This window comes from Rhodoferax sp. ZS1R8 (assembly GCF_056521325.1).
Genome location: NZ_JBWMBA010000006.1, coordinates 170,990 through 197,882 on the forward strand (window position 1 = coordinate 170,990; position 26,893 = coordinate 197,882).

A 26,893-nucleotide genomic window follows, 5' to 3' on the forward strand; every position below is an offset into this window, starting at 1 on the left:
GCAGGTTGTACGCATGTACTTATTCAAACACCAACAAAGGAAATGCATGAAAAAACTAAAGCCGCTCTATTTGCTTGGCATTGCAGGACTGGGCTCAGTTCTCGCCGGTTCTGCACTCGCCCAGCAAGACTACAACAACAAGTATTACTACTGGGGCCTTGGACTAGGCCAATCCCAATCGCAGATTGAGGATCGGTACACGACCGATAGCTTGCTGCGGTCTTCCAACAGCCCGAGCTCTTTCTCCAACGAACGCCAGAGTGCTGCTTACAAGCTGTTTGGCGGCTACCAGTTCAACAAGAACTTTGCACTGGAAGCCGGCTACTTCAACTTGGGCAAGTTCACCTACAACACGTCGGTCCCGGGTGGTACGTTAAACGGCCAATCCGAGATCGAAGGTGTCAACTTGGATCTGGTGGGCACCATGCCGTTGAGCCCCAAATGGTCTGCGCTGGCGCGCGTGGGTGTGCAGCATGCGCTAACCCGCGATGGCTTCAGTGGACCCGGATTTCCGGCCTCGGCAATCAACGACAACAGCACGCGTGTGAACAACATGAAGGTGGGTCTTGGCTTGCAGTACGAGATCAGCCCGTCTGTGCTGGTGCGCGGTGAAGCCGAACGCTACCGCGTGCGAGACGGTATCGCAAACAATGGCGATGTCAATCACTACTCGGTGTCCCTGGTCTTCCCGTTCGGACGCAAGGCACCGCAACAAGTCGCAGCCGCGCCAGTCTATGTTGCGCCTGCACCCCTTCCCCCACCGGCTCCCGTGGTGACGCCTCCACCCCCTCCGGCTCCGGCTCCCGCCCCGGCTCCCCGCAGGGTGCAGTTTTCTGCGGATTCGCTGTTCGCGTTCGACAAAGCCCAGCTGGGAACGGAAGGTCGGGCAGCGCTGGATACGTTTAGCCGCGACTTGCAGGGAGTGCGCTACAGCACGATCTCGGTCGAAGGCAATACAGACCGTCTAGGGTCCGACGCCTACAACCTGAAACTCTCCCAACAACGTGCAGATGCGGTCAAGGCATACCTGATTGCGAACGGCGGCGTTGACCCCCGCAAGATCACTGCGACCGGTCGTGGCGAAAGTAACCCGCAAACCAAGCCAGGCGACTGCAAGGGCAATAAACCCAATCCAAAACTTATCGCCTGTTTGCAACCTGATCGCCGTGTGGACGTAGAAGTCACCGGCGAGCGATAAGACCAACCATTGTTTAACCACCAGGAGTATTCATGAAACAGCACACACTTAACTGCACCATTCTTGCCATCGGCCTGAGCTTTGGCGCAATGGCACACGCCGCCGACACAATGACCCGCGCGGAACACAAGGACGCAAAGGCCAAGATCGAGGCAGACTACAAGTCGGCGATGAAGCCATGCGATTCGCTCACCGGCAATCCGAAGAAAGTCTGCAAGCTGGAGGCCAAGGGCAATCTAAAAGCCGCGTTGGCAGCCTTGGACGCGCGCAACGACCCTACGCCCAGACACCAGCAGAAGGCCAGCGATGCCAAGGCCGAGGCAGCCTACGACGTCGCCCACCAGAAGTGCAAGGAGCAGACCGGAAACGCCAAGGATGTCTGCATCAAGGAAGCCAAGGCTGCTGAAGTTGCCGCCAAGGCAGACGCAAAGGCCCAGATGAAGACGACGGACGCGACCAAGGACGCCAACAAAACCATCACGCAGGCTGCAAACAAGGCCGGCGAAAAGGTCAGCGACGCGCGCAGCGATGCTGCAGCGGACAAGACCGATGCCCAGTACAAGGTCGAAAAGGAGAAATGCGATGCCTTGGCAGGTGCTGCCAAAGACAACTGCATGACCCAGGCCAAAACCCGCTTCGGCAAGTAAACACTGAAGATATTTCAACCCCCACTAGGAGAACCAACCATGTCTAACCTCAACACCGCTACCTCCAACAGCATGCTGGAAAACGCTGGCAAGACCGCGGATCACGCTATCGAAACCACCCAACGCATGGCCGGCGAGGCCCTTGACGGCGTTTCCAATTCCCTGCAAGTCGCTGGTCAACAATTCCGGGACGGCGCCAATCAAGTGTCGGAGCGGACCGTCAATTACATCCGCGACGAGCCTGTCAAGTCGGTGTTGATTGCTGCTGCAACCGGCGCCGCGATCGTCGCTCTGGCCCGCGTGGTTGGCGGCCGTTCGGACTGAACGTCCTAATCACCTTGCACAGCGCGCCCTTCGGGGTGCGCTGGTTCCAAAGCCCAAAAAAAAGGGGCAGTGCCATCATGGCACTGCCCCTTTTCCTTTGCGACACGGTCTATATCCGGCCCATCGCCAGCAGGATGATCAGGATCAGGACGATAAGCCCAAGGCCGCCACTGGGTCCATAGCCCCAGCTCTTGCTGTGCGACCAAGATGGCAAAGCGCCTACCAACAACAGTATCAACACGATCAGCAAAATGGTTCCTAAACTCATATCGTTCTCCTTAAATTTGTAAATGGTTGAAAAATTAGGGATGGGCCTGTTACCCGATCACCACACGCCGAGAATAAATCGGGCGCGCTTTTTCATCTGTTCGGTAGGACACCCAACTCGGGTTGGGTAGGAGCAGACTGTGTCTGGAGACTCAGAGTGCTGTGTGTGGCCGGACACAGACGGTACGCATGTGAGCGAGTAGCATGAGGCTTAGCTGAGCCGCTTCGTGCTCAGTTTTTATTGAAAAATGGAAAGCCCCATGAACCTGCACCTTAGCCTTACACCCCTGATTTCGTTGCTTGCCGGCATATTGATATTGTTGATGCCACGGCTGTTGAATTTCATCGTGGCGATCTATCTGATCCTCATTGGCATCTTGGGCCTCGTAGGCGCCGGAGCCTTGCGCCTCAACTAGAGGTTCAGTCCCCCAATAGTTCGCCCACCGGCTGGAGGTCATCAATGGAGTCGCAGACGACCTTGATGACCACCAGTATCGGCACTCCCAGCAGCAAGCCCCAGATTCCCCATAGCCAACCCCAGGCCAGCACGCCGATGAAGATGGCCAATGGGTTCATCTTGTTGGCGCGGCTCGTGAGCCAAGGAGTGAGCAGGAAAGCTTCTATCCCGTGGATGACCATAGACGTGCCACTGACCAGCATGGCCATTTCCAGCGAACCGAATTGTAAAAATCCCACCATTGCAGAACCGATGGCGATCGTTACGCTGCCAATGTAAGGAATCAGATCCAGCACGCCGGCCGCCACACCCCAAACGGCGGCGTTTTCCATGCCTAGCGCCAGAAACGCCAACCATGTGGCAACGCCCACCAGGACCGCAGTAAAGAGTTGCACCAGCAAGTAACGTTGGATCTGGTCGTGGATCTGATTCAGGGCAGCCAGAGTAACTTTTCGCTTGCTCAGTGTGGGGCCCGCGAGTTTGACCAGCTTGCGCCGAAACTGGTCACCCGACGCCAGCAGGAAGAACGTAATCAGCGCAACCATGCCCATCTGCCCCAGCGTGGCCAGCAACCCCATGGTTCCGCTCCACAAATAGTCCTTGATATCAAATTTGGGGCGCACAATCTGCACCCGCTGAACACCCCGATTGGGTGAGGGGGCCGTCGCAGTTTCGTCAGCCACCTGTTCAATCTGGGCCGCCGCTTTTTGCATGGTTGTCAGCGCATTGCCTGGTCGGCCCAGCGGGGCCCGCATCGTATCGTGCAATTTGCGCGTAGCCGCCGGCACCAAGTCCACCAGTTTGTTGGCCTCGTCCGCCAAAGAATAGGCGGATGCACCCACGCCACCGACAATACCAAGTATCAACAGTGCAGCGCTGGCCGCACGGGGAATCCGGCGGCGCTCCAGCCAATCCACGATAGGCGACAGCGCATAGCTGAACAACACGCCTACCATGACCGGTATAAACACGGCGCTGGCCCAACGCAACGCAAAAAGGCTGGCGAGCGTGGCTAGCACCGCCAGGGAAAGGCTGCGCACATCGATCGGCGCATGGAGTATTACGTGCGCCGGTTCGGCGGGCTCCGTTGCGCCGTTCAAATCGTCCAAGTGATGGCTTCCTTCAAGATTTAGGGTGCAACCCGTTTCGGTGTGACATCATACGACTGGCGGACGCCTGTGTATCACCTAACCGCTTTTCGGCCGCGCCCAAAACCTGGCGCTGCAAACCGCGCAGCACTTGGCGCTTGTTTCCCATCACTTCGCCCAGCGTTTCTTGAACCTGGCCGGCGAGGGTCCTGAGGATGCCGTTGATCTGGTTTGCGTTCATGCTGGGCTTTCGTGGGGAGATGGAGTTCGACTACCAACACACTGTTGAGTAGATAGGCTGATCGTAGGTGAGGCCCATCAAAACACTCCGTCGGCTACCGCACACAACCCGTCCGTCGAACACTAGGGTTTGCCCGATCCCATCACTATTTCGGCTGTCTGGCGAATGAGTTGCAGCGTGGCCTGCTGGGTCAGCGTGGTGGGGCGCAGCGAGCTGGTGGCCAGCGACACCCGGGTGCGCAACACCGGGTCGTGGATCGCCCGCAGGGTGTAGGCCAACGGTCGCACGGAGTTGTCCACCGCATGGCGCGGCAGCACGGCGCTGCCCGCACCATCGGCCACGAGATCCAAGATGGCCGACACGCCGTCAATCTCCAGCGCAATCTGCGGGCGGCATCCGATATTGGCCATCTCGGATTCGACTTGCATGCGGATGGCATTCGGACGGCTGGGAATCACCAGCGGCAGCAGAGCAACATCGCGCAGCGCTACCGGGCCGGGTGCTGGGTCCTCCAGCAAGCCGGACGGCCGCAACTGAACCAAGAACAAATCCTCGTCCTTCAACGGGCTGGTTTCGATATCCGGGCTGGCCTGGGTGTTGTACAGCATGGCTATGTCCAGCCTACCGTTGACCAGCGACTCCTGCATGGCCACCGACAGGCCTTCGCTGATGGAAATGGTGGCGTCCGGCATCTGCTGGCGAAAGGCCCGTGTCAGCGGCACGGTCAGCAGCCGCGCCAGGCTGGGCGGCATACCGACAGCCACGCGTCCGGCCAGCGCGCCGCGCACCCTGCCCAGTTCCTCCTTGGCCCGCTCCACTTGGTGCAGGATGCCGCGGCCATGCGCCAGTAGCAAATTGCCCGCTTCGGTGGGCACGGCACCGCGGCCGTTGCGCGTCAACAGCGTTTGCCGCAACTCTACCTCCAGCAGGCGCACTTGGCGGCTCAGCGCCGGCTGCGCTACGTCCAGCGCTACCGCGGCGCGGGTAAAACTACCCATCTCGGCCACACGCACAAAATATTCAAGTTGTTTGAGATCCATAGTGATTTGCGAGATAGCTGCCGACGAATTATGCCGATTTGGGATAGCTGCTAGTCCCGACCCAGGGCTTACCAAAATGCCATTGCGGGCACAGAATGGCGTCCATGCATAGCTCTGCGAATCCCCCTGTGGCACCCTTGACCGGCATCTCGTCAATGGCCACGCGCCTGCTGCTCGGTGAACTGTGCGCCGCCTACACTGCACGCAGCGGCCAGGTCGTACATATCGAATCGGTGGGCGGTGTGGACGCGGCCAAACGGGTAGAGGCTGGCGAAGCCTTCGACGTGGTCGTCCTGGCATCCGATGCCATTGCCAAGCTGATGGCATCCGGCTACTTGTGCGCAGATAGCGCCGTCGACGTGGCGCAATCCGGCGTGTCTGTGGCGGTGCGGGCCGGCACACCACCGCCCGCCATCTCTACTGAAGACGCCGTGCGGCAGGCTGTGTTGGCGGCCGGCACGCTGGGCTACTCCACAGGCCCCAGTGGTGTGGCGCTAGCCAAGCTGTTTGCGCGTTGGGGGATCACCGCGCAGATCAAGGACCGCATCGTCACCGCACCGCCCGGCGTGCCGGTGGGGAGCCTGGTGGCATCGGGCGCGGTGGCACTGGGCTTTCAGCAACTGAGCGAACTGCTGCATATGGAGGGCATCGCCATCGCGGGCCCGCTGCCTGCGGCGATCCAGATCACGACGACCTTCACCGCCGCCATCGCGAGCACCTGCCAACGCGTCGACCAGGCCCGCGCGCTGCTGCACTACATGGCCTCCAGCGACGCGGCAGCACCCAAGCGCCGCCAGGGCATGGTGCCATGCTTGATATGCATTTGATAGCGGCTTACGCAGGCTGGACGAGGGCTAGCGGCCTAAAACACCAATAGGGGATTGCAGAATGATCATCGACTGCCACGGCCACTACACCACTGCTCCCAAGGCGCTGGAGAACTGGCGTAACCAACAGATTGCCGGTATCCAGGATGCTGCAGTGCGCCCCAAGGTGGCGGACCTGAAGATCAGCGACGACGAGTTGCGCGAGTCGATTGAGACCAACCAGTTACGGCTGATGAAGGAGCGCGGCAGCGATGTGACACTGTTCAGCCCACGCGCCAGCTTCATGGCCCACCACATTGGTGACTTCAATGTGTCCAGCACCTGGGCCGCAATTTGCAACGAGTTGTGCTACCGCGTCAGCCAACTCTTCCCCGACCATTTTGTGCCAGTGGCGATGTTGCCGCAGAGCCCGGGCGTGGACCCTGCGACGTGCATCCCCGAACTGGAGAAGTGCGTCAAGGAATTCGGCAATGTCGGCATCAACCTGAACCCCGATCCGTCGGGCGGGCACTGGACGTCTCCCCCGCTGTCCGACAGGGCCTGGTTCCCGATCTACGAGAAGATGGTGGAGTACGACATCCCCGCGATGATCCACGTATCCACCAGCTGCAACCCGTGCTTTCATACCACCGGCGCGCACTACCTGAATGCAGACACGACGGCCTTCATGCAGTGCCTGACGAGTGATCTGTTCAAGGAATTCCCGACGCTGAAGTTCCTGATTCCCCACGGTGGCGGTGCCGTGCCCTACCACTGGGGGCGCTTCCGCGGCCTGGCGCAGGAGTTGAAAAAACCGCTGCTGCAAGACCATCTGTTGAACAACATCTTTTTCGACACCTGCGTCTACCACCAGCCGGGCATTGATTTGTTGAACACGGTCATTCCGGTAAAGAACGTGTTGTTCGCCAGTGAGATGATCGGCGCCGTGCGCGGCATTGATCCCGAGACGGGCCACTATTACGACGACACCAAGCGCTACATCGAGGCATCGAAGATCCTGAGCGACGCCGACCGCCACCAGATCTACGAAGGCAACGCAAGGCGCGTGTTCCCACGCCTGGATGCGTTGCTGAAGACCAAAAGCCAATAAGGAATATTTGGGGTCGGGTTCGAGAGCGCAGCGAAACAGACCTGACCCCAATTATTCCGTGCTACTTACGGAGAAACACCATGACCCAGCTAGGCATAGTCCACCGCAACATCCCCCGCGCCGACAAGTCCGCGGTAGCCAAACTCTCCCGCTTTGGGGTCGCCACGATCCACGAAGCCATGGGCCGCGTTGGCCTGATGAAGCCCTACATGCGCCCCATCTACACCGAGGCCAAGATGTGCGGCACTGCAGTCACCGTGCTGCTGCAGCCCGGCGACAACTGGATGATGCATGTGGCGGCCGAGCAGATCCAGCCGGGTGACGTGGTGGTGGCCGCCTGCACGACCGACAACGAGGATGGTTTCTTTGGCGATCTGCTGGCGACGTCATTCAAGGCGCGTGGTGCCGTGGGCCTGGTCATTGATGGCGGGGTGCGGGATGTGAAGGACCTGACGGAGATGAACTTTCCGGTGTTCAGCAAGGCCATCCATGCCAAGGGGACGATCAAGGCGACCTTGGGGTCGGTCAATATTCCCATCGTGTGTGCGGGTGCGCAGGTGGATCCGGGGGATGTTGTCGTTGCAGATATTGATGGTGTGGTGGTGGTGCCGGCTGCGATGGCGCAGAAGGTGGCGGATGCGGCTGAGGCGCGCGAGGCCAATGAGGGTGACAAGCGGGCTATCTTTGCTTCTGGGGTTTTGGGGCTCGATTACTACAAGATGCGGGAGGGGCTTGAGAAGGCTGGGTTGCGGTATGTGGACTAACTTTGTGAAGCGCCTGGGTGGCCGGGCGTTCTGCTCCGTGTCCCCCGCCCGCTTCGCGGGCTCCTCCTTTACCTGCGCAGAACGCCCAGCCACCCAGGCTTGCAGCACTTGGTCATTGGGCAAATAAGGCTCCAGCCCCCGTGTATAGCGCGTAAGCAGCTATTTAATTCATAGCAATTTTTTGAGAGGCCTATGGAATTCACCAAGACTCCTGGCTGGCTGGACTGGTATGCCGGCCCCAGCAAACCGCGCTTCAAACTCCCGGCCGGCAGCGTGGACGCGCACTGCCATGTGTTCGGGCCAGGCGACCAGTTCCCGTACGCACCAGAGCGCAGGTACACACCGTGTGATGCGTCCAAGGACCAGTTGTTTGCGCTGCGTGACCACCTCGGGTTCGACAAGAACGTCATCGTGCAGGCCACCTGCCATGGGTCGGACAACCGGGCGCTGGTTGATGCGCTGCTGGCGTCCGACAACCGGGCGCGTGGCGTGGCTACCGTCAAGCGGGACGTGACGGACGCCGAGCTACAGGCCATGCATGCGGCCGGGGTGCGGGGCACGCGTTTCAATTTCGTCAAACGCCTGGCCGATTTCACGCCGCGGGATGTGTTGCTGGAGATTGCCAACCGCATTGCGCCGCTGGGCTGGCATGTGGTCGTGTACTTTGAAGCGCAGGATCTGCCGGAGCTGTATGACTTCTTCACCGCGCTGCCGACGACGGTGGTCGTCGACCACATGGGCCGGCCGAATGTCAGCAAAGAGGTGGATGGCCCGGAGTTCGCGCTGTTTGTGAAAATGATGCACGAGCACGCCAACATCTGGAGCAAGGTGAGCTGCCCGGAGCGCTTGAGCATCAGCGGACCGCCTGCGCTAAATGGCGAGCAGCATGCGTATGCCGATGTGGTGCCGTTTGCCAAATACCTGGTCGAGCACTTTCCCGACCGCGTGTTGTGGGGCACCGACTGGCCGCACCCCAATTTGAAGGACCACATGCCGGACGATGGCTTGCTCGTGGACTACATTCACCAGATCGCCACTACCGCTGAGTTGCAACGCAAGCTGCTGGTGGACAACCCGACGCGACTGTATTGGAGCTAGCTGACCATGTCTCTCGACAAACCCTACCTGGACGTGCCCGGCACGACGATCTTCGACACCGACCAAGCGCGCAAGGGCTACCACCTGAACCAGTTCTGCATGTCATTGATGCAGGCCGCCAACCGCGAGCGCTTCAAGAGCGATGAGCGTGCCTACCTGGATGCGTGGGACATGACCGAGGAGCAAAAGCAGGCCGTGCTGGCGCGGGACCTGAACCGCTGCATTGCGGCCGGCGGCAATATCTATTTTCTGGCAAAGATTGGGGCCACCGATGGCAAGAGCTTTCAGCAGATGGCCGGCAGCATGACCGGCATGACCGAAGACGAGTACCGCGCGATGATGGTCGCTGGTGGCCGCTCGGTGGAGGGCAACCGCGTCATCGGTGAAGACGGCAGTGCACAGGCCCACCGCCAGCCCCAGGGCACCGCGGGCGACAAGAAAAGCTTCTGAGAAAATGGCAAAAATCACCGCATCCGTCTACACCTCCCACGTGCCCGCCATTGGCGCGGCGCTGGACCTGGGCAAGACCGCCGAGCCATATTGGCAGCCGGTGTTCCAGGGCTACGAGTTTTCCAAGCAGTGGATCAAGGACAACCCGCCCGATGTCATCCTGCTGGTTTACAACGACCACGCCACGGCCTTCAGCCTGGACATGATTCCCACCTTTGCGATTGGCTGTGCAGCGTCCTATGCGCCCGCCGACGAAGGCTGGGGCCCACGCCTCGTGCCTGTCGTGCAAGGGCACCCGGAGCTGGCGGCGCACATCGCACAGTCGGTCATCCAGCAGGACTTTGACCTGACCATCGTCAACAAGATGGACGTGGACCACGGCCTGACCGTGCCGCTGTCGCTGATGTTTGGCCAGCCACCCGCGTCGGACTTCCGCTGGCCCTGCCCGGTGGTTCCGTTCGCGGTCAACGTGGTGCAGTACCCCGTGCCGTCCGGCCAGCGCTGCTTCAATCTGGGCAAGGCGATCCGCAAGGCGGTGGCCAGCTTCGATGGGGATCTGAACGTGCAGATCTGGGGCACCGGGGGCATGAGCCACCAGCTGCAAGGGCCGCGTGCCGGGCTTATCAACAAAGTGTTCGACAACGCTTTCCTGGACAAGTTGATTAACGACCCGGCAGCCGCCGCTGTCATCCCGCACATCGACTACGTGCGCGAGGCCGGCAGCGAGGGCATTGAACTGGTGATGTGGCTGGTGGCGCGTGGTGCGATGGACGACGTGGCCGACGCCGCGGCTCCAAATGACGCTACAAAATCGATAGCTGCTTACGCGCACCCCGTGAGGGCTAGGCACCGTTTTTACCATGTGCCTGCCTCCAACACGGCGGTCGGCCATCTGATCCTCGAAAACACATAAGAACAACTATGACCAAAACCATCAAAGTCGCGCTGGCGGGTGCCGGCGCCTTCGGCATCAAGCACCTGGACGGCATCAAAAACATAGACGGCGTAGAGGTCGTGTCGCTGGTCAGCCGCGAGCTGGACAAGACCAAAGAAGTGGCAGCCAAGTACGGCATTCCCCACGTGACGACCGACCTGGCCGACAGCCTGGCGCTGCAAGAGGTGGACGCCGTCATCCTGTGCACGCCAACGCAAATGCATGCCGCACAAACACAAGCCTGCCTGCGGGCTGGCAAGCATGTGCAGGTAGAGATCCCGCTGGCGGATTCGCTGATCGGCGCGCAGGATGTGGTGGCCACGGCCCAGACCCGCGGCCTGGTTGCCATGTGCGGCCATACGCGCCGCTTCAACCCCAGCCACCAGTATGTGCACAACCAGATCAGGGCTAGAGAATTCAACATCCAGCAGATGGATGTGCAGACCTATTTCTTCCGCCGCAGCAACATGAACGCGTTGGGCCAGCCGCGCAGCTGGACCGACCACCTGCTGTGGCACCACGCTGCGCACACCGTGGACCTGTTCGCATACCAGTGTGGCAGCCCCATCGTCAAGGCCAACGCGATCCAGGGGCCGATGCACCCCACGTTGGGCATTGCGATGGACATGGGCATACAGCTGAAGGCGGCCAACGGTGCCATCTGCACATTGAGCTTGAGCTTCAACAACGACGGCCCACTGGGCACCTTCTTCCGCTACATCGGCGACAGCGCCACCTACATCGCGCGCTATGACGATTTATTCAACGGCAAGGACGAGAAGATCGACGTGAGCCAGGTCGCAGTGTCGATGAACGGCATCGAACTGCAAGACCGCGAATTCTTCGCTGCCATCCGCGAAGGCCGTGAACCCAATAGCAGCGTGGCCCAGGTGCTGGCGTGTTACCAGGTGCTGCACGACCTGGAGCAGCAGTTGCAGGATTGAGCATGCTGCCGCGCACACGCCAATCGCTGCTGGCGGCGGCACTGTGGGCCACGGCGGCCGGCCATGCTGCGCCCGATGAGGCGGTCTTGGGAAAGGCCCATGGCTACCCGGCGGCACCCACCTTTGCGCAGTCTTCCCAGGAGCGCTACCGCGTGGGCTCGTTCAGCGCCATGGACAGCCTGACGCCGCACTGCACGCTGCCGCCCTCACCTACACCACTGGCCTTGCCGACTGCTGAAACGCAGACGCTCTTTCGCTACCGCCTCGGTGGCCAGACGCTGACGCTGGATGACTACATGCAGCACCAGCGCGCGACCGCGGTGCTGGTTCTGAAGGATGGCGAAATCGTGGCGGAGCGCTACAACTACGCGCGTACGTCCAGCATGCGCATGCTGTCCAATTCCATGGCCAAGACCATCACGGCACTGGCGCTGAGCAAGGCGCTGGAGGAAGGGCTGATCCGTTCTTTTGACGACCGCGCAGCCGTCTATGCGCCCGAGCTCAAGGGCAGCCTGTATGGCGAGACCCGCATCGTCAACCTGCTGCGCATGGCATCCGGTGCCCGCTATGTGGAGGACTACACGCCACAGGATGATCGCGCACGCTTCAACGCCACGGTGCGGCGGGAGGGCGTCGTGCAGGCGGCACGCGGCGTCACCGAGCGGGAGGACGCTGAGGGCGCACGCTTCAACTACGCCGGCGCCCAAACCCAGGTGCTGGGCCTGGTGCTGCGCGGCGCGACCGGCAAGACGCTCTGCGACTACGTGACCGAGAAAATCTGGCAACCACTGGGGGCCGAAGCCGCGGCGACCTGGCAGCTAAATGCTGCAGACCAACAAGAGCTGGCCCAGGGCGGCTTCAGCGCCACGGTGCGCGACTACGCCCGCCTGGGTTGGATGCTGGCGAATGACGGTCTGGTCAATGGGCGAGCGGTGTTGCCGCGCGAACACTTACTGGACATGACAGACGCAGCGCGCCAACCGCCCGCCTTTCGCCCGGGGCAGATGCAGCACAAGGGCAGCGCCTATGCGGGCTATGGTTTCCAGACATGGTTGCTGCCCGGAAGCCACCGCCGCTTTGCGCTGCAGGGCGTGTACGGCCAGGCGATTTTTGTGGACCCGGAATTGAAACTGGTGGTGGTGCACACCGCGGCCGGCAAGGATGCGTCCGGCGACGCCAGTGGCCACCACCTGGGAGCCGAGCGCAGCGCGCTGTTCCGCGGGATCGTCGCGCACTATGGCGACTGGTAGCTGAGGCCGGTGGAGGCGCCCGGTAGCGGGCAGCCGGCCATCGAGCGCTTCAGGCTTCTTACGGGTTGCCGAGGAAATCGCGCTTGCCGATTTCCACGCCGTTGTGGCGCAGGATGCTATACGTGGTGGTGATGTGGAAGTAGAAGTTCGGGATGGCGTGGCCCAGCAAAAACTGCATGCCCTTGTAATGGGTTTCCTTCTCACCACGCTTGACGACGATATCCTTGTCTTCGGTACCGTCGATCTTTTCGGCCGGCACGGTCTGGATGAAGGCAATGGTCTTGGCCACACGTTCTTTCAGTTCGGCAATCGTCTTCTCATTGTCTTCAAACACCGGTGCATCAACGCCGGACAGGCGGGCCACGACCCCCTTGGCGGCGTCGCAGGCGATCTGCACCTGGGTGGTCATCGGCAGCATGTCGGGGAACAGGCGGAAGGCGGTCAGGCTGGCGTCGCTCAGTTTCTTGGCGTCCACATGGGCCTGGGCCTTGTCCAGGATGTTGGACAGATTGCCCAGGATGTTGACGAAACGCGGCACGCTGGCCTGGTACATGGAAATGGTCATGGGAGAGTCCTCAAAATGGTTGCCGCGCTCAATACCGAGCGGTGGCGGCGGGCCATGGTAACTGGTATGGCGCCGCGCTGCAGCCGGGCCGCCAATGCCCCGGCCAGCCCCCGTGCCCCGTCCATCTGGGGGGTTGCCGGTTCGGTGTGCCTTCGCACAGTCGCTCTTGTGCAGAAAGCTAATATGCGAAAACAATGGCACTGTCTTTGCAACGAATCCAGCACCGGCATGGCCCACCCGCTGGCTGGCGCGCCAGCTTGCTTGGTGTTGGAATTTTTGTGTCCGTGTGCGCACAAGCTGGGGCGCAGCCCGCGCCACCTACAGCGCAGATGCCAGCGGTCACCGTGTCAGCCAAGGCCAACGCCAACCCGGTCGAGAAGTCCTACCGCAAGATGCTCAAGGGCATGGACTTGTTTGAACAGCTGCACGGCATGTCCCCCGAGGCCACGCTGCGTTTCAAACTGCTGCCCCGCAAGCCCGGCACCGACATGGACAGCACCACGCTGGCCGTCGTGGGCGACACCGTGGACTTTGCCGTGCCCATCGCTGCCGACCACACGTTTACGCTGCCGCGCGACAAACTCGCCCTGCAAGAAGACGCACAGGTTGTGCCCAACCGCAGAAAGCTGACGATGACCTGGCGCACGGATATCCGCACGCCGGGCCTGCCGCCGAACATGCGGCGGCTGGGGGACCTGCGGCTGGAGTGCAAGGTGGGTATGGAAGCGGGCCTGATCTCGAACAACACCTCGCTGCTGGGCAAGCTCGCCGGCGCCCTGTTTGACACGCCGTCGTATTGCGACAGGCTGGAGCCGCTGTACCTGTTCTTTGCCGACAAGCCCTTGCGCAGCGTCATCCTCGCCGATGGGCCACGCGCACGCCAATGGACGCTGGACAAACTCTACGCACAGGCCAGCGGAGACCCGAACTTGCGGGACAACTTGCCCTACTGTGATTGCGAAGTGCTGCTGGACCGCACCTATGTGCTGCCGTTGGGCGACCGCAGCTGGCCGGACGACACCCGGGTCGTATTCGATTACCTGGACGGCGAATAAGCTGTCCGGTCTTCAGCGCTTGGGCTTGGGTTTGGCCTTGCTGACAACCCGCAGCGCTTTGGCAGCGGCAGGCACCACAGGCCGCTCGGCCGGGTCCAGACACAGCAGTGTGTCGACATACGACAGGAAGCGGTTGAGGTAGTCCGGAGACGTGTCGCGCATCAGCGCGAGCGACCGCAGCGCCACCACATGCGAGTTGATGGGACCCGCATTCTTGGGTGCCTGCTCCAATGCCTGCGCGACCTGTTTCTCCGCGCTGAGCCTAGACCAGGTGTTGCGGAAATAGGTGACGGATTTCAGCTCCGTGCGCGCCGGTGCCGCAGGCCCGTCGTGCGGACTCGCTTCCATTTTTTGCGGCGCATGCTGGGCCATCAGGCGCACCAGATCGGCAAGCGTTTCGGGGCGACCATTGGCTTCTGTTGCAGCAGTGGAATGAGCCGGTGTCTCTATGAGCGACTGTTGCTGTTCCCGTCGCTGGCGCAGAGCCGCAGCCGCGGCCAGCAGCTTGGCATCCAGCACCTGGCGCACGCCACCCTGGTGGGCCACGGCGCGGTTCGCCAGCGCTTCGATGTAATGGAAGCGCACCGGGTCAAACTGCTGCGCGCCCTCTGCGCGCAAGGCTGCCAACAGCGCCTGTGTCGCATCCAACTGCACCGCGTCGGCCTGCGTGGCCTCTGTCATGGGGCCGGCGCCTTGGCGCTGATGGCCTTGGGCACGGGCGCCATTTCCACACGCCGGTTTTGCGCCCGCGATTTCTCGTCGACATTGGGCACCAAGGGCTGCTCGGCACCAAAAGCCGCCGCAAATACCATGCTGGACGGCATGCCTTCCGCAATCAGTGTTCGGGTTACGGTCAAAGCCCGTTGGGCCGACAGCTCCCAGTTGTCCTCGAACTGGCTGTTGCCGCCGCGTATGGATTTGTTGTCGGTAAAGCCGCTGACCATCAGCAGCTCATCACGCGATGCCAAATAGGACTTCAGGGGCACCACCAGGCTGCTGAGCAACTCCAGGCCCTCGGGCTGCAGCTGGTCCGAATTCATCGCGAACAGCACGCGACCACTGATGCCGATGCGCCCATTGGTCAGCGTGATGCGTCCAGTAGACAACGGAACAGCCAGCGCCTGCTCCAGCGTCATGCGCCGCTGTTCTTCGGCCTGGCGTTTCTTGACCTCGTCTTCCAGATGGTTGACCAGTTGCAAATGCACGACCAGCACGCCGACCAGCAGCAGCACAAAGGCGCCCAGCAGGCCAGACATCAGGTCGCCAAAGACGGCCCAGACCGGCGCCGTCTGTTCCATGCCTGCGTCGATATCCTCCATGCTCAGGCCACCTCTTCAGCGACCTGCGCCTGCTGGGCTGGTTGGGCTGGTTGAGCTGGTAGTTGGCGCAAGGCTTCGAACACTTCCTTCTGCGACAGGATGCTCAGGTCAATGATCTCGCGGGCCTGCGCCACGTAGTAGGCCAGCTGCTCGTCGCTGCGGGCCATGGACTTGTCCATCGCGCCTTCGATGCGCTGCAGATTGGAAATAAGCTTCTCGTTCGCGTCGTTGAACGACTTCACCGCAAAGTTGAACGATTCGCTCAGCGCCGACACCTCGACCGCGCTGCCGGTCACTTGGGCGGCAATGTCAGCCAGCTTGACGGCCTCTGCGTCCACCTTCTCGGCGAATTGGTTGCCCGCCTGGGTCAGTGCCACCGCCGATGACGCGACCAGCGAATCGATGACGGTGCGCTGCTCCACGGATGCGTGGTTGATGGCATCCAGCAGCGAGCCTAGCGTGGCCATGATGCGGCCGCGTTCTTCCAGCAGTTCGTTGTCGCGGGCCGCGCTGCTGGACACTTCCTCGCGCAGCTTGCCAATCACTTCGGCCGCGGCGCGGGGCGCCTCGGATGCGGTCTCAATCAGGCGGGTGATGGGCTCTTCGAGCGCGGTGCCCAGCGTTGTCAGGTGCGCCGTCAACGCGGTCTGCAGTTCACCGAGTCGGTCCACCGCGGCTTGGCCACGCAGGGCTTCTGCATCGCGCAGCGCAAGCAGCTCGGCGCGCACCGTGCCGACGGCGTCGTCCATGCGCGCGGTGTGCTGCTCCGTCCACGCGGCTTCGCTGGCGATGCGGGTGCGCACCAATTCCTCGGAGCTGGCCACCAGGTCGGCAATGCCCTGCAGGGTTTGGCTGGCGCTGGCCTGGGCCTGCGCCGCCATCTCTTGCGCGGTGGCGGTCAGCGTGCTGCAGATCAGCTGTTGCTGCGCCAGCGTATCGGCACCGCTGCGCTGCCATTCCTGTTGCAAGCCTGCGGCGATGGATGCTTGCGCCACCACCCATGCCTGCAGGCGCTCGCGGTCGCTGGCCGTGTGGTCCGACTGCAGCGCGGCATACGCGTCGTGCACCGCAACCAGATGGCCTGCGGAGCGTTGTTCGAAAGTCTGCGCAAACGCGTTCAGCGACTGGCCCAAACCGGCGACCAGCGTGGCATTGCTGCGCTCCTGTTTGACCACCGCTGCCGTCCACGCTTCGGTCACCGTGGTCGCCGTGGCGTTGAAGCGCGTGGAAATGCCATCCAGCTGGGCCTGCGTCGTGTCGACCAGACGCCCGTGCAGCGCTCGTGCTTCTTGTGCGATACCTGCCATCGTGGCTTCAAACACAGGCTGTATGCTGGCGCTGACCGCAGTTGCACTATGGCTCAGGCTGTCGCGCAGCGATTGGCCCACCGAGCTGGCCAGCTCGGTATAGACGCCTTTGACACCGCTGTGAAAGGCCTCCTGGTTGCCCAGCAGCCGCTCGTTAAGCTGGCGGCCCATGGCCTCCATCTGCGCCATCATGGCCTGTATCTGGTCTACAACCACGGGCAGGGCTTGCGACTGCAGCTGCAGGGCCTTGAAGGTTTCCTGCCGCTGGTAGGTCAGCGAAAAGCCGCGCAGCGTGGTGGCTATGGCCGTGTCCAGCCCCTGCGCCACCGCCATCCGTTCGCGTCGGCAAATGGCCGACATCAGCCCCAGCATGGCCGACGTGGCCACGCCAGCCACCGACGTGCCAAACGACAAACCCAGGCCCTTGATGGGGGCAGAAAAAGCGGAGCGTATCGCCTGCAGATCGGCCGTGCTCTCCAATGCAAACACCGCGCCATTGAGCGTGACGACCATGCCCAGGAACGTGCCCAGCATGCCCAGCATCACCAGCAGGCCGACCAGGTAGGGCGTCAGCCCGGGGCCGGGCAGGCCCACGCGTTCGCCCTCGATGCGCAAGCGCACCGGGTTTTGCAGCGTGGCATGCACAGAGCCCAGCCAGCCTCCCAGGCTGGGCAGATTTGGCGGAATCGCGGCCAGCGCAGCCGTCAGCGTCGCGGTAGCCTGGCGATAACGGTACAGCTCCAGTGCGCCCAGCCCATAGACCGCAGCAATGGCGGCCGTCACCAGCAAGGCTAGCGCGTTGGCGGAGCCCAGGAATCCGGCCGCCACCCACGCAACTGCGATGGCACCCAGCGCAAAGGCGCCGGCAAAAAATGGTTTGTTCATACGGGTTGTAAAGTTTTCTCGTTGTGCAGTGCTTCCAGCAGGCCTACCGCTGGTTGCAGGCGCAGGTCCAGCTCCGCGAGCAGCACCGTTTGGAGTTCCGTGCAGAAGCGCGCGAGCCACGCTCCAGGTTTCATCCAGAGTTCTGGTTTGTCTTCTTCTGGCGGCAGGTCCTGCCGCGACTGCAGGTGCGCCTTGCGCAGGTGATTGAAACGTTTTTCCATCAGGCTGGGCGTTGTTGCCAGCAGGCGCGCTTCGCGCTCACCCAGAATGCCTTCGAACGCCGCGTCCAGCGCTACCAGTTGCCGCAGTGCGGGGGATGCCGCGGCAACCCCGTCGCGCACCTTGGTCCGCAGGCTGCGAACACTGTTTTCCATGTCACGCTGGTGGGCCTGGTGGTAGCGGCGAAACGGGGCATAGACCTTGGTGTCGTCCAGCGGTGCATCCAGTGCCGGCAGACTCAAATCGGCCCGCGCGCGGCCATTGGCCGGGGTCCCACTTTTGGTGATCACGCTCTCCAGGCTGGCCCGGGCTTTTGCAAACGCTTGCGCCAAGGCAGCGCCTGGCGCGGTTAGCAGTGCGGCCTGGGCGTCGAGCTTGCTGGCGTTGAGCACGCCGGTTAGCGCAATTGCGTCCGCAAAGTCAATCCACTGCCCCAGTTTCTCGCCCACAGCAGTCACCGGCCCGGCAGTCTCTACAACGGCCAGGTCGGCAAGGGTACGGATGAGTCGGGAGCTGTGGAAGTTTGTACGCGTCAAGGCTCGCGTCATAGAAAAGAAGGGGTTCGGGTCAACGCACCGCCATCGGATGGTGGGGCGCGATTTTACATGGGCCGTGCGGCTGGGTTGCCGCAGACTTCCAGCACGCAGGCCCGCAGCCAACGGTGCGCCGGGTCTGCCTGCATGCGGGGGTGCCACAGCAGGGACACGGTAAAGGCCGGCACGGCCACCGGCAATGCAAAGCTGTGCATGCCGTCGCGCAGCTTGCCGGTGTGCCATTCGGGCACAGTGGCGACCAGGTCGGAGGCACGGGCCAGCCCCAGCGCGGTTGCAAAACCGCCCACCGCGGTGGCCAGGGTACGCTCCAGCCCCACTGCCAGCAGCGCGTCATCCACGCGACCCCTGCCTGCGCCGCGGTGTGTTGCGTCGATGTGGCGGCTGGCGGCATAGCGTTCGGGCGTGATCTCACCTTTGCACAGCGCATGCCCCAAGCGCACGACACCGACAAAACGGTCACTGAACAGCGCCTGCGCACGCAGCTCCGGCCCTTGCTCATCCCCTACGACACCGGTTTCCAGATCGACCGTGCCGTCGCGCAGTGGCGCGCTGTCCTTGTCCAGCTTGGGCACAAAGCACAGCCGCACGCGCGGGGCCTCGCGCGCCACGCGTGCGATCAGGTCGGCACCAAAGTTTTCGACGAAGCCTTCACGCGTGCGCAGCGTAAAGCTGCGGTCCAACTGCTGCAAGTCGATAGTGTCCGCCGGGCGCAGCACCGCAGTGGCGTCCTGTACCAGCTGGCCCACCTGCGCGCGCAAGGCCAGGGCCCGGGGTGTGGGCACCAAGCCCCGCCCAGCCCGCACCAGCAAGGGGTCACCCGTGGTCTCCCGCAGGCGTGCCAGTGCGCGGCTCATTGCCGACGGGCTGAGCCGCAAACGCCGGGCGGCGCCGGCGACGCTGCCCTCGGCCAGCAGTACGTCCAGTGTGACCAATAGGTTGAGATCGGGTGCCGTCATGCAGCCACCATAGCGCAATTCGGGAGATGACATGGCGTAAAACGCACGAATAAAGTGCAAATGCTGCGTCTTGCGCTTTGTATGCCACAGACCTACGCTTGCAGCATGCTCCAAAAACTCCCTACCAAAACCAACGCGGCGCTCGCCAGCCTGGCGCTGTCCATGCTGCTGTCCTCTCTGGGGACCAGCATCGCCAACGTGGGCCTGCCGACGCTGGCACAGGCCTTTCAGGCACCGTTTCAGCAGGTGCAGTGGGTCGTGCTGGCTTACCTGCTGGCCATCACGACGCTGGTGGTTGGCGCGGGCCGGCTCGGCGACCTGCTGGGCCGGCGTCGGCTGCTGTTGGCAGGCATCGCGGTGTTCACGGGCGCAGCGCTGCTGTGCAGCGTGGCCCCAACGCTGGGCCTGTTGGTCGCGGCGCGGGCTCTGCAGGGCCTGGGCGCTGCCACAATGATGGCGCTGAGCCTGGCCTTGGTGACCGAGACGGTACCCAAGGACAGGACGGGCAGCGCGATGGGCCTGCTCGGCACTGTGTCTGCCGTTGGTACGGCGCTGGGTCCTTCGCTCGGTGGCGTGCTGATCGCTGGGGTCGGCTGGCAAGCCTTGTTTGGGGTCCAAGTGCCGCTGGGTATGTTGGCCTTGCTGCTGGCCTACCGCGCCCTGCCCGCAGACCCGACCCGGCCCAAAACGCCAGCCATAGGCTTCGACGCGCTCGGCACGCTGCTGCTGGCCGTGGCGCTGGCGGCCTACGCGTTGGCCATGACCACCGGCACCGGTGGCGGTGCGGGCGGCTTCGGTTTGGGCCATGCGGCCCTGCTGGTGGGCGCAGTGTTGGTTGGCGGGCTATTCATCTTCACCCAGTCCCGCGTGGCGTCTCCGCTGCTGCGGCTGGGCCTGTTCCGCAACGCGGCCCTGCGCGCCAGCCTGGCAGCCAACGTTCTGGTCGCCACCGTGATGATGGCAACGCTGGTCGTGGGGCCGTTTTACCTGGCGCGCGGCCTGGGGCTTACGCCGGCCATGGTCGGGCTGGTGCTGGCGCTGGGGCCTGTGATCTCCGCGCTGTGCGGGGTGTTGGCGGGGCGTGTTGTGGACCGCTTCGGTGCACAGTCCATGGTCATGGCCGGGCTGATCGCCATGGTGGTGGCGTCGCTGGCACTGTGCGTGCTGCCAGCGGTGTACGGTCTTGCAGGCTATGTTGCCGCGATAGCCGTGCTGACACCGGGCTACCAGCTGTTCCAGGCCGCCAATAACACGGCTGTCATGGTGGATGTGCCGGTGGACCAGCGGGGTGTCGTCTCCGGCATGCTGAGCCTGGCGCGCAACCTGGGGCTGATCACTGGTGCATCGGCGATGGGTGCGGTTTTCGCATGGGCCCCAGACGTGACTACGGGCCTGCAAGCCACATTTGCGGTGGCGGTGGCACTGCTGGTTGCCGCGCTCACGGTCGCCACGGGACCAGACCTGAAGCGGGCGATCTCATACCCCTGACCTCTGCGCAGACGATCAGCCGCTGTGACAGGCTTGTCACAGGGCGACGGACGTGCTGTCGGCAGAAACAACTATGAAAATGATAGCTGCTTACGCGCTCTGCACGAGGGCTACAGCCCGATTTGGCATATACGCCACGCCGCCAGACGCCCAGCCCGGCCACCGTACAACCGTAACACTTGGGGACAAATCGCCGGCTTGCGGGCCCGGCCACCACGGGTAAATTGCAGACAATAACGGCGGAGTATCGGCCCGCCCAAGGAACTGCATGCTACGTCACGCCATGGCAACCCCACCCGTCGGTATCAGCCGCCGACTGCTGTTGATCATCTGGATTTTCGTTGCGATTGTCGTGGGGCTGATGGCCTTCGCCTACTACAGCTTTGGCTTGATGTCGGCCACCCGGGCTTATGTGGGGGGCGAGGCGCTGTGGTCCAAGGCACAAAAAGATGCCGTCATGGCACTGTCCCGCTACGTGTCCGAGCAGAAGCCACAGGACTATCGGGCCTTTGAAGATGCACTCAAGGTCAGCTTGGGCGATCGCCAGGCCCGGCTCGAAATGGACAAGCCAGAACCCGACTGGCAGCGTGCAGCCAGTGGATTTCTGCAGGGCCGCAACCACCCCGATGATGTGGACGGCATGATTCGTCTGTACAGCAGCTTGCGCTGGGCACCAGAATTGGCCAGAGCTGTTGCCGTTTGGGCCGCCGCTGATGCCCACATCGACCAGTTGATCGCGCTGGGTGCGCAGATACACATGGCAGCGCAAGGCGCCAGCCTGGACGAGGGTACGCAGCGCTTGTTCCTGGCACAGCTGGACCGCATCAATGCGCAACTGACCCCGCTGGAGGACGAGTTTTCCCTCGTGCTGGGCGAAGTCTCGCGCCGTACCAATGCCCTATTGCGTTTGGCGATGTTGGGCATGGTGCCCATACTGCTGGCAGCGGCCTACTTAGCGTCGCGCCGCATGGTGCAGCAGAACGAGCGATTCCAGCAAGCCCTGCTGGACAGAGAAACCCAGTTGCGCAACCTGCTGCAATTTGCACCGCTGCCCATCATTGTCGTCAGCCTTCCCGATTACCACGTGGTCTACGCCAACGAACGCGCGCTGGCGCAGTTTGGCGTCGGCGCCGAAGAGTTGAACGGTCTCACCACGGAGGACTTCTACGTCGACCCGGCAGAGCGAATCCGTGTACTGGAGGTGCTGCGCACGCAAGGCACGATGCGCGACCGAGAGGTCCACATGCAGGACAAAAACGGCAATGCATTTTGGGTGTCGATGTCGTCGCAGCGCCTGCTGATGGGCGGGCAGGCCTGCCTGCTGACGGCTATCAACAATATCGACGACCGCAAACGGGCCCAGGAGGAATTGCGCCACCGGGCTTTCCACGACGAGTTGACCGGCCTGCCCAACCGGGCCATGTTCATGGACACCGTTAGCCGCGCGCTGCACCGAGCCGAGCGCCGCGGCGGCAGCTTTTCTATTCTGTTCATTGACCTGGACCACTTCAAGAGCGTCAACGACAACCATGGCCACCGCGTCGGCGACTTGCTGCTGCAGGCCGTGGCCAGGCGCGTGCGGCTGTGCGTGCGCGAAGGTGACCTGGTTGCCCGCATGGGCGGCGATGAATTCGTCGTACTGGTGGAAGAAGACCACAGCGTCCACGCAGTGGCCCACATCGCCGGGAAAATCCGCACCGCGCTACAACCCGAACATGCACTGGGAGAACACCGCCTGCAGGTCACCGCCAGCATAGGCATCAGCAGCTACCCGCAGGACGGCACCACGCTGGACGCGCTGGTGCGCAATGCAGACTCGGCGATGTACCAGGTCAAGGCCCAGGGTCGCAACAATTCACAGTTCCATTCCTTTCCTGAAAGTTGAAGATGAAGCGATTTCTGAAGTGGGCGGCCCTTGCCATCGCGCTACTGTTGGTGCTCGGCATCGCGGCGCTGGCGTGGATGCTGCGGCAACACCCCTCGTTACTGCCGTATACGGCGCTGGACTGGAAGAAAGAAGTCCAGCCAGTGGCCGCACCCCTGCGCGTCAGCTTTCTGGGCGTGGCAACACTGCTGCTGGACGACGGCGAGACGGCCATCCTGACCGACGGCTTCTTCTCACGGCCCGACCGCATGCAAAGCTTTCTGGGCAAGGTCGAACCTGACCTGAACAACATCACACGCGGCCTGGCACGCGCGGGCATCCGGCTCAAGGACCAGCCGGCAGCACCGGGGCGTAGCGGCAAGCTGGCAGCGGTGATTCCGTTGCACTCCCACTACGACCACGCGATGGACGCGCCCGAGGTGGCGCTGCGCACCGGTGCCACGCTGCTGGGTTCGGAGTCCACTGCAAATGTGGGCCGCGGCTGGGGCCTACCCTCGGCACAGATCCAGGTCGCAAAGTTGGGCCAGCCCATGCAGTACGGTCGCTTCACCATTACGCTGTTTCCAGGACTGCATGCACCCACTGGCTTTACCGGTGGCGAGATCACGCAGCCGCTGAAGCCACCTGTGCGCACGTCCGAGTACAAGGAAGGCCAGAGCTACGCGATGCTGGTGCAGCATGACGGGCGCTCGGTGCTGATCACTGGCAGTGCCGGCTTTGTGCCCGGCGCGCTGCAAGGCGTCAAGGCCGAGGTGGTGCTGCTGGGCATAGGCACCATGGGCCAGCGCAGCGATGCGCACCGCCAGGACTACTGGCGCGAAGTCGTGCAGACGACGGGTGCCAAACGTGTGATCCCTATCCACTGGGACGATTTCTGGCTACCCGCCGACCAGCCCATGCAGCCGCTGCCGCCGCCGTTGGACAAGTTCGATGTATCCATGCAGTTTTTGACCGCACGCGGTGCGGCGGAGCATGTGGACATTCGCCTGCCGCTGCCGTGGACGGCGATGGACGTATTCAGCGGCTTGTGATGTCCGTCGCCGCCACGCCCGCCGGCAAATAGGTCTGGCAAAACTCCGGCGGCATGCGCCGCGCCTGGCCGGTGCTGAGTTCGATGCACACCAGTTCCCAGCGGCCGCGCAGTATCGTGGCCTGGTCGCGGTTGCGCACCAGCTGGAAGCGCCGCTCCATGCTCAGTTTGCTGGTGGTGGCCATCAGCCAGGTTGCCATCGTCAGTTCTTCGTGCACGGCCGTGGGCAGCAGGTAGTCGTATTCGCCGCGGCGGATGGCCATGGCCCGGTCCAGCCGCTGGTAGTCCGCCAGGGCCAGCCCCAAGGCCTCGGAGTGCGCCCAGGCAATCTTCTCGCACCATTGCACGTACACGGCGTTGTTGGTGTGGTTCAGGCCATCGATGTCGCCGGGTTGCGGTACCGCGGGCAGCGTGAAAGGCGTTGGATAGTCCCAGACCATGGTCATGGCGGCGGATAGCGTTCGTTTAAAAAGGACCATGTTAATCTGCGCGCTCTGGCCAGCGGTGTCGCCTGCGCGATGCCTTCAACCCCACCCCTGACCGACCATGCAAGCCCTGCTCAACGCCATCGCACAGATGGCCGCCCTGCCCGCCGATGCCCGGCGCCTGTTCCACGGCCGTGGTGGCCTGCACCCGGGCTGCGAGCACCTGGCGCTGGACTTTTACCCACCGGTCTGGGTACTGACCAGCTTCCAGGCCCTGACCGACGATGCACTGGCTACTGTTGATGTCGCCCTGTCCACGCGCCTGCGTGCCATCGCGCCCAACCAGGCGCTGAACTGGATCTACCAGTGCCGGCTGGAGGGCAAGACCGAAACCCGGCTGATGGCCGGCGGCGTGCCCAGCCCGCATGTGGTCACCGAGAACGGCGCCCGCTTTTTAGTCCACGTGCTGAAGGGGCAAAACCATGGCCTTTTTCTGGACATGGCCGAGGGCAGGCGCTGGGTGCGCGAGCATGTCGCCACCCAACGTGATCAGAAGGTGCTGAATCTGTTCGCCTACACCTGCGCGTTTTCGGTGGTGGCTCGGCTGGCAGGCGCCCGGCACGTCAGCAATCTGGACATGAGCCACGGCGCGCTGGCCATAGGGCAGCAAAACCACCAGCTCAATGGGCTGACGTCTGGCGCGGGTTTTCTGGCGCACGACATCTTCACCACCTGGGGCAAGATAACCCGCGGCGGCCCTTACGACCTGATCATCGTGGATCCGCCCAGTTACCAGAAGGGCAGTTTTGTCGCAACGAAGGACTATGCGCGCCTGATGCGCCGCCTGCCCGAGCTGCTGGAGGCTGGCGGCCATGCGCTGCTGTGCCTCAACGCGCCCGAGCTGGACATGGCCTTCCTGCAAGAGCAGATGCAGGCACTGGCGCCCGAACTCCGGTTTGTGCAGCGCGTGCCGAACCCGCCGGTGTTTGCCGACGTGTCGGCCGAGCGTTCGCTGAAAGTTCTGGTCTACCAAGCACCCGACTGAGCGCCGTGTCGGCCTGCCCGATCAGCTGAGGCACCATCCACGAAAATCTGACGTTGCCCAGATTCACCGCCTCCATGCGCACAGGCTTGCGCAGCGTGCCCCAATCTCAGGGGGTTATCTGCTGGTCAAGCGATGGTTTTCTCTACTACCGGCGCCTGCATGCCGATGGCCATGCGGTTCCAGGTGTTGATCATCGCAATCGCCCAGCTCAGCTCGACGATCTCCTGGTCGCTGAACTGGCCCTTGAGTTGTTCGAAGTCCGCGTCGCGGTTGGCGTAGTTGTCGGCCAGGCGGGTCAAGGATTCTGCCCAGTTCAGCGCAGCGCGTTCACGTTGGCTGTACAAGCCCACTTCGCGCCAGGTTGCCACGCTGTTGATGCGTTGCCAGCCTTCGCCAGCTTTACGCAGATCGCGCACGTGCATGTCCAGGCAAAAGGCGCAGCCGTTGATCTGTGATACGCGTGTTTGCACCAGTTCGATGAGTGCGGAGCCGAGGGAGGATGGGGCCAGCGTGGCGCTGGCGTTGGCCATCGCTTGGTAGGACTTGGGAGACAGCGTGGTCCAGGGGAGACGGGCTTCGTTCATGGTTTTACTTTGATGGGTTGCCGTGCGGTTTGCACAGACTCAAGACGTCCGGTGCGGCACGTTTGTGACAGGCGCATCGCGGCCCAGCGCAGCCGCGATGCGGACCAGCTTGTCCGGATTGCGCTGGGAGTGGATGCGCACGATGCGTTCCCCGTCCGTTTCCAGCGATTGCGCCGACTCCAGCACACCCTGGACAAAGCGCAGCAAACCCCATTGCCCGTTCAGCACCACGACTTCGTAGCGCACCGCGCCGGGAAAGCGCAGGTAGGTGGCCAGGTACAGCTGCGCGATGCGGGGGCCGCCCACCAGTGGTACGCCAACGCTGGGTACCTTGCCCCCGCCGTCGCCTACCAATTGCGCATCTGCGGCCAGCATTTCCTTGAGCGCGTGGAAACTTCCGCGCGCGGCGGCGTCGGCAAAGCCGCGCAGCAGCTTCAACTGGGTTTCCCGTGCCACGGTGTAACGGGGCCGTTGGTCCTGCAGTTGCGCCTTCGCGCGGTGCACCAGCTGTCGGCATGCCGGCTCCGTCTTGCCCAATGCCTCTGCCACCTCACCATAGTCCGCATCGAAGACCTCGCGCAACAGATAGGCAGCGCGGGCCTCGGGCGCCAAGCGCTCCAGCAGTGTCAAAAAGGCGACCGACACATCGTCAGCACGCTCAAGCAATTGCTCGGGTGACAACGGAGACTCGGATAGCAGGGGCTCGGGCAGCCAGGTGCCGACATAGTGTGCACGCTGAACCTTGGCGGCACGCAGCCGGTCTATGGCCAGGCGCGTGGTGACCGAGACCAGCCAGGCCTCAGTGCTGTCCAGGCTCCCCGCATCCACCGCATGCCAGCGCAACCAGGCGTCCTGGACGATGTCCTCGGCCTCGGCGGACGAACCCAGCATGCGGTAGGCAATGCCCTGCAGGCGAGGTCGCAGAAGGTTGAAGTTATGGGTGCGATCGTCGTTCAT

General features: G+C 62.8%; 30 protein-coding genes. 17 read left to right on the forward strand and 13 right to left on the reverse strand.

The features are described from left to right. Nucleotides 1-46 precede the first annotated feature (46 nt). From AC097P_RS20305 to AC097P_RS20315, 3 genes are read left to right on the forward strand one after another with little or no spacing between them, the layout of a single operon-like run. Nucleotides 47-1,198, forward strand: a complete 1,152-nt coding sequence (locus AC097P_RS20305; RefSeq protein ID WP_479612251.1) for an OmpA family protein — start codon at nucleotides 47-49, stop codon at nucleotides 1,196-1,198. 32 nt (nucleotides 1,199-1,230) lie between these two features. Continuing rightward, nucleotides 1,231-1,845, forward strand: a complete 615-nt coding sequence (locus AC097P_RS20310; RefSeq protein WP_479612252.1) for a hypothetical protein — start codon at nucleotides 1,231-1,233, stop codon at nucleotides 1,843-1,845. 39 nt (nucleotides 1,846-1,884) lie between these two features. After that, the gene (locus AC097P_RS20315; RefSeq protein WP_479612253.1) at nucleotides 1,885-2,169 is read left to right on the forward strand and encodes a hypothetical protein; all 285 of its coding nucleotides are present in this window, start codon (nucleotides 1,885-1,887) and stop codon (nucleotides 2,167-2,169) included. A 109-nt stretch (nucleotides 2,170-2,278) separates the two neighbouring features. Here the strand turns inward: AC097P_RS20315 and AC097P_RS20320 are convergent, their stop codons facing one another. Then, nucleotides 2,279-2,437, reverse strand: a complete 159-nt coding sequence (locus AC097P_RS20320; protein WP_479612254.1) for a DUF3309 family protein — start codon at nucleotides 2,435-2,437, stop codon at nucleotides 2,279-2,281. Between the two features lie 259 nt (nucleotides 2,438-2,696). On the opposite strand from AC097P_RS20320, the gene AC097P_RS20325 reads away from it, so the two are divergent. Beyond that, entirely contained in the window at nucleotides 2,697-2,852 is a 156-nt protein-coding gene (locus AC097P_RS20325; protein ID WP_479612255.1) for a DUF3096 domain-containing protein, read from the forward strand. A 4-nt stretch (nucleotides 2,853-2,856) separates the two neighbouring features. Here the strand turns inward: AC097P_RS20325 and AC097P_RS20330 are convergent, their stop codons facing one another. The 3 genes from AC097P_RS20330 to AC097P_RS20340 all read right to left on the reverse strand — a co-directional run bounded on the left by AC097P_RS20330 (nucleotide 2,857) and on the right by AC097P_RS20340 (nucleotide 5,262). After that, complete coding sequence (locus tag AC097P_RS20330; RefSeq protein ID WP_479612256.1) at nucleotides 2,857-4,002, reverse strand: AI-2E family transporter; 1,146 nt, start codon at nucleotides 4,000-4,002, stop codon at nucleotides 2,857-2,859. Between the two features lie 13 nt (nucleotides 4,003-4,015). Further along, a complete protein-coding gene (locus AC097P_RS20335; protein ID WP_479612257.1) occupies nucleotides 4,016-4,222 on the reverse strand; it encodes a CsbD family protein in 207 nt (68 codons plus the stop codon). A gap of 122 nt (nucleotides 4,223-4,344) precedes the next feature. Continuing rightward, nucleotides 4,345-5,262 (reverse strand): LysR substrate-binding domain-containing protein, encoded by a 918-nt coding sequence (locus tag AC097P_RS20340; protein WP_479612258.1) that lies wholly within the window; start codon nucleotides 5,260-5,262, stop codon nucleotides 4,345-4,347. Nucleotides 5,263-5,366: 104 nt separating this feature from the next. On the opposite strand from AC097P_RS20340, the gene AC097P_RS20345 reads away from it, so the two are divergent. The 8 genes from AC097P_RS20345 to AC097P_RS20380 all read left to right on the forward strand — a co-directional run bounded on the left by AC097P_RS20345 (nucleotide 5,367) and on the right by AC097P_RS20380 (nucleotide 12,619). After that, nucleotides 5,367-6,089, forward strand: a complete 723-nt coding sequence (locus AC097P_RS20345; protein WP_479612259.1) for a substrate-binding domain-containing protein — start codon at nucleotides 5,367-5,369, stop codon at nucleotides 6,087-6,089. Between the two features lie 61 nt (nucleotides 6,090-6,150). Continuing rightward, nucleotides 6,151-7,179, forward strand: a complete 1,029-nt coding sequence (locus tag AC097P_RS20350; RefSeq protein ID WP_479612260.1) for an amidohydrolase family protein — start codon at nucleotides 6,151-6,153, stop codon at nucleotides 7,177-7,179. Nucleotides 7,180-7,259: 80 nt separating this feature from the next. Continuing rightward, entirely contained in the window at nucleotides 7,260-7,943 is a 684-nt protein-coding gene (gene ligK / locus AC097P_RS20355) for a 4-carboxy-4-hydroxy-2-oxoadipate aldolase/oxaloacetate decarboxylase (protein ID WP_479612261.1), read from the forward strand. 192 nt (nucleotides 7,944-8,135) lie between these two features. Beyond that, nucleotides 8,136-9,041, forward strand: a complete 906-nt coding sequence (locus AC097P_RS20360) for an amidohydrolase family protein (RefSeq protein ID WP_479612262.1) — start codon at nucleotides 8,136-8,138, stop codon at nucleotides 9,039-9,041. A gap of 6 nt (nucleotides 9,042-9,047) precedes the next feature. Continuing rightward, on the forward strand, nucleotides 9,048-9,491 hold the full coding sequence (gene ligA, locus AC097P_RS20365; protein ID WP_479612263.1) for a protocatechuate 4,5-dioxygenase subunit alpha: 444 nt from the start codon (nucleotides 9,048-9,050) through the stop codon (nucleotides 9,489-9,491). A gap of 4 nt (nucleotides 9,492-9,495) precedes the next feature. Beyond that, entirely contained in the window at nucleotides 9,496-10,404 is a 909-nt protein-coding gene (locus AC097P_RS20370; RefSeq protein ID WP_479612264.1) for a class III extradiol dioxygenase subunit beta, read from the forward strand. Nucleotides 10,405-10,412: 8 nt separating this feature from the next. Further along, entirely contained in the window at nucleotides 10,413-11,369 is a 957-nt protein-coding gene (locus AC097P_RS20375) for a Gfo/Idh/MocA family oxidoreductase (RefSeq protein WP_479612265.1), read from the forward strand. A gap of 2 nt (nucleotides 11,370-11,371) precedes the next feature. After that, the gene (locus tag AC097P_RS20380; RefSeq protein WP_479612266.1) at nucleotides 11,372-12,619 is read left to right on the forward strand and encodes a serine hydrolase domain-containing protein; all 1,248 of its coding nucleotides are present in this window, start codon (nucleotides 11,372-11,374) and stop codon (nucleotides 12,617-12,619) included. Nucleotides 12,620-12,677: 58 nt separating this feature from the next. Here the strand turns inward: AC097P_RS20380 and AC097P_RS20385 are convergent, their stop codons facing one another. Then, nucleotides 12,678-13,184 carry a DUF1993 domain-containing protein gene (locus AC097P_RS20385; RefSeq protein WP_479612267.1) on the reverse strand — a complete coding sequence of 169 codons (507 nt, stop codon included), beginning with the start codon at nucleotides 13,182-13,184 and terminating at the stop codon, nucleotides 12,678-12,680. A gap of 284 nt (nucleotides 13,185-13,468) precedes the next feature. Here AC097P_RS20385 and AC097P_RS20390 point away from each other — a divergent pair, with 284 nt between their 5' ends. Continuing rightward, nucleotides 13,469-14,239: a hypothetical protein gene (locus tag AC097P_RS20390; RefSeq protein WP_479612268.1), complete on the forward strand. Its 771-nt coding sequence runs from the start codon at nucleotides 13,469-13,471 to the stop codon at nucleotides 14,237-14,239. Between the two features lie 12 nt (nucleotides 14,240-14,251). On the opposite strand, the gene AC097P_RS20395 is transcribed toward AC097P_RS20390, so the two are convergent. The 5 genes from AC097P_RS20395 to AC097P_RS20415 form a co-directional block, all read right to left on the reverse strand. Beyond that, nucleotides 14,252-14,920: a DUF2894 domain-containing protein gene (locus AC097P_RS20395; RefSeq protein ID WP_479612269.1), complete on the reverse strand. Its 669-nt coding sequence runs from the start codon at nucleotides 14,918-14,920 to the stop codon at nucleotides 14,252-14,254. Continuing rightward, nucleotides 14,917-15,558 carry an OmpA family protein gene (locus AC097P_RS20400; RefSeq protein ID WP_479612270.1) on the reverse strand — a complete coding sequence of 214 codons (642 nt, stop codon included), beginning with the start codon at nucleotides 15,556-15,558 and terminating at the stop codon, nucleotides 14,917-14,919. Before AC097P_RS20400 ends, AC097P_RS20395 begins: the two co-directional genes overlap by 4 nt. A gap of 2 nt (nucleotides 15,559-15,560) precedes the next feature. Next, nucleotides 15,561-17,750, reverse strand: a complete 2,190-nt coding sequence (locus AC097P_RS20405; protein WP_479612271.1) for a DUF802 domain-containing protein — start codon at nucleotides 17,748-17,750, stop codon at nucleotides 15,561-15,563. Further along, nucleotides 17,747-18,505 (reverse strand): DUF3348 domain-containing protein, encoded by a 759-nt coding sequence (locus tag AC097P_RS20410; RefSeq protein ID WP_479612272.1) that lies wholly within the window; start codon nucleotides 18,503-18,505, stop codon nucleotides 17,747-17,749. The genes AC097P_RS20405 and AC097P_RS20410 overlap by 4 nt, the downstream gene beginning before the upstream one ends. Before the next feature lie 65 nt (nucleotides 18,506-18,570). After that, nucleotides 18,571-19,479, reverse strand: coding sequence for a LysR family transcriptional regulator (locus AC097P_RS20415; protein WP_479612331.1), 909 nt, complete (start codon nucleotides 19,477-19,479; stop codon nucleotides 18,571-18,573). Nucleotides 19,480-19,584: 105 nt separating this feature from the next. On the opposite strand from AC097P_RS20415, the gene AC097P_RS20420 reads away from it, so the two are divergent. The 3 genes from AC097P_RS20420 (at nucleotide 19,585) to AC097P_RS20430 (ending at nucleotide 23,883) form a co-directional block, all read left to right on the forward strand. Next, complete coding sequence (locus tag AC097P_RS20420; RefSeq protein ID WP_479612273.1) at nucleotides 19,585-20,967, forward strand: MFS transporter; 1,383 nt, start codon at nucleotides 19,585-19,587, stop codon at nucleotides 20,965-20,967. Nucleotides 20,968-21,235: 268 nt separating this feature from the next. After that, on the forward strand, nucleotides 21,236-22,852 hold the full coding sequence (locus AC097P_RS20425; protein WP_479612274.1) for a diguanylate cyclase domain-containing protein: 1,617 nt from the start codon (nucleotides 21,236-21,238) through the stop codon (nucleotides 22,850-22,852). Between the two features lie 2 nt (nucleotides 22,853-22,854). Then, on the forward strand, nucleotides 22,855-23,883 hold the full coding sequence (locus AC097P_RS20430; RefSeq protein ID WP_479612275.1) for an MBL fold metallo-hydrolase: 1,029 nt from the start codon (nucleotides 22,855-22,857) through the stop codon (nucleotides 23,881-23,883). Here the strand turns inward: AC097P_RS20430 and AC097P_RS20435 are convergent. Then, entirely contained in the window at nucleotides 23,870-24,361 is a 492-nt protein-coding gene (locus AC097P_RS20435; protein WP_479612276.1) for an acyl-CoA thioesterase, read from the reverse strand. The two genes, AC097P_RS20430 and AC097P_RS20435, sit on opposite strands and share 14 nt — an antisense overlap. 67 nt (nucleotides 24,362-24,428) lie before the next feature. Here AC097P_RS20435 and AC097P_RS20440 point away from each other — a divergent pair, with 67 nt between their 5' ends. Further along, on the forward strand, nucleotides 24,429-25,352 hold the full coding sequence (locus AC097P_RS20440; RefSeq protein WP_479612277.1) for a class I SAM-dependent methyltransferase: 924 nt from the start codon (nucleotides 24,429-24,431) through the stop codon (nucleotides 25,350-25,352). A 125-nt stretch (nucleotides 25,353-25,477) separates the two neighbouring features. Here the strand turns inward: AC097P_RS20440 and AC097P_RS20445 are convergent, their stop codons facing one another. Both AC097P_RS20445 and AC097P_RS20450 read right to left on the reverse strand, forming a co-directional pair. Beyond that, nucleotides 25,478-25,936, reverse strand: a complete 459-nt coding sequence (locus tag AC097P_RS20445) for a carboxymuconolactone decarboxylase family protein (RefSeq protein WP_479612278.1) — start codon at nucleotides 25,934-25,936, stop codon at nucleotides 25,478-25,480. Between the two features lie 39 nt (nucleotides 25,937-25,975). Beyond that, a complete protein-coding gene (locus tag AC097P_RS20450; RefSeq protein WP_479612279.1) occupies nucleotides 25,976-26,893 on the reverse strand; it encodes an RNA polymerase sigma-70 factor in 918 nt (305 codons plus the stop codon).

Excerpts from the sequence above, each read along its gene's own strand:
- AC097P_RS20305 (WP_479612251.1), top strand. The coding sequence starts at position 47 with ATGAAAAAACTAAAGCCGCTCTATTTGCTTGGCATTGCAGGACTGGGC.
- AC097P_RS20310 (WP_479612252.1), top strand. The coding sequence starts at position 1,231 with ATGAAACAGCACACACTTAACTGCACCATTCTTGCCATCGGCCTGAGC.
- AC097P_RS20315 (WP_479612253.1), top strand. The coding sequence starts at position 1,885 with ATGTCTAACCTCAACACCGCTACCTCCAACAGCATGCTGGAAAACGCT.
- AC097P_RS20320 (WP_479612254.1), bottom strand. The coding sequence starts at position 2,437 with ATGAGTTTAGGAACCATTTTGCTGATCGTGTTGATACTGTTGTTGGTA.
- AC097P_RS20325 (WP_479612255.1), top strand. The coding sequence starts at position 2,697 with ATGAACCTGCACCTTAGCCTTACACCCCTGATTTCGTTGCTTGCCGGC.
- AC097P_RS20335 (WP_479612257.1), bottom strand. The coding sequence starts at position 4,222 with ATGAACGCAAACCAGATCAACGGCATCCTCAGGACCCTCGCCGGCCAG.
- AC097P_RS20340 (WP_479612258.1), bottom strand. The coding sequence starts at position 5,262 with ATGGATCTCAAACAACTTGAATATTTTGTGCGTGTGGCCGAGATGGGT.
- AC097P_RS20345 (WP_479612259.1), top strand. The coding sequence starts at position 5,367 with ATGCATAGCTCTGCGAATCCCCCTGTGGCACCCTTGACCGGCATCTCG.
- AC097P_RS20350 (WP_479612260.1), top strand. The coding sequence starts at position 6,151 with ATGATCATCGACTGCCACGGCCACTACACCACTGCTCCCAAGGCGCTG.
- ligK (WP_479612261.1), top strand. The coding sequence starts at position 7,260 with ATGACCCAGCTAGGCATAGTCCACCGCAACATCCCCCGCGCCGACAAG.
- AC097P_RS20360 (WP_479612262.1), top strand. The coding sequence starts at position 8,136 with ATGGAATTCACCAAGACTCCTGGCTGGCTGGACTGGTATGCCGGCCCC.
- ligA (WP_479612263.1), top strand. The coding sequence starts at position 9,048 with ATGTCTCTCGACAAACCCTACCTGGACGTGCCCGGCACGACGATCTTC.
- AC097P_RS20370 (WP_479612264.1), top strand. The coding sequence starts at position 9,496 with ATGGCAAAAATCACCGCATCCGTCTACACCTCCCACGTGCCCGCCATT.
- AC097P_RS20375 (WP_479612265.1), top strand. The coding sequence starts at position 10,413 with ATGACCAAAACCATCAAAGTCGCGCTGGCGGGTGCCGGCGCCTTCGGC.
- AC097P_RS20380 (WP_479612266.1), top strand. The coding sequence starts at position 11,372 with ATGCTGCCGCGCACACGCCAATCGCTGCTGGCGGCGGCACTGTGGGCC.
- AC097P_RS20385 (WP_479612267.1), bottom strand. The coding sequence starts at position 13,184 with ATGACCATTTCCATGTACCAGGCCAGCGTGCCGCGTTTCGTCAACATC.
- AC097P_RS20395 (WP_479612269.1), bottom strand. The coding sequence starts at position 14,920 with ATGACAGAGGCCACGCAGGCCGACGCGGTGCAGTTGGATGCGACACAG.
- AC097P_RS20400 (WP_479612270.1), bottom strand. The coding sequence starts at position 15,558 with ATGGAGGATATCGACGCAGGCATGGAACAGACGGCGCCGGTCTGGGCC.
- AC097P_RS20405 (WP_479612271.1), bottom strand. The coding sequence starts at position 17,750 with ATGAACAAACCATTTTTTGCCGGCGCCTTTGCGCTGGGTGCCATCGCA.
- AC097P_RS20415 (WP_479612331.1), bottom strand. The coding sequence starts at position 19,479 with ATGACGGCACCCGATCTCAACCTATTGGTCACACTGGACGTACTGCTG.
- AC097P_RS20420 (WP_479612273.1), top strand. The coding sequence starts at position 19,585 with ATGCTCCAAAAACTCCCTACCAAAACCAACGCGGCGCTCGCCAGCCTG.
- AC097P_RS20425 (WP_479612274.1), top strand. The coding sequence starts at position 21,236 with ATGCTACGTCACGCCATGGCAACCCCACCCGTCGGTATCAGCCGCCGA.
- AC097P_RS20430 (WP_479612275.1), top strand. The coding sequence starts at position 22,855 with ATGAAGCGATTTCTGAAGTGGGCGGCCCTTGCCATCGCGCTACTGTTG.
- AC097P_RS20435 (WP_479612276.1), bottom strand. The coding sequence starts at position 24,361 with ATGGTCCTTTTTAAACGAACGCTATCCGCCGCCATGACCATGGTCTGG.
- AC097P_RS20440 (WP_479612277.1), top strand. The coding sequence starts at position 24,429 with ATGCAAGCCCTGCTCAACGCCATCGCACAGATGGCCGCCCTGCCCGCC.
- AC097P_RS20445 (WP_479612278.1), bottom strand. The coding sequence starts at position 25,936 with ATGAACGAAGCCCGTCTCCCCTGGACCACGCTGTCTCCCAAGTCCTAC.
- AC097P_RS20450 (WP_479612279.1), bottom strand. The coding sequence starts at position 26,893 with ATGAACGACGATCGCACCCATAACTTCAACCTTCTGCGACCTCGCCTG.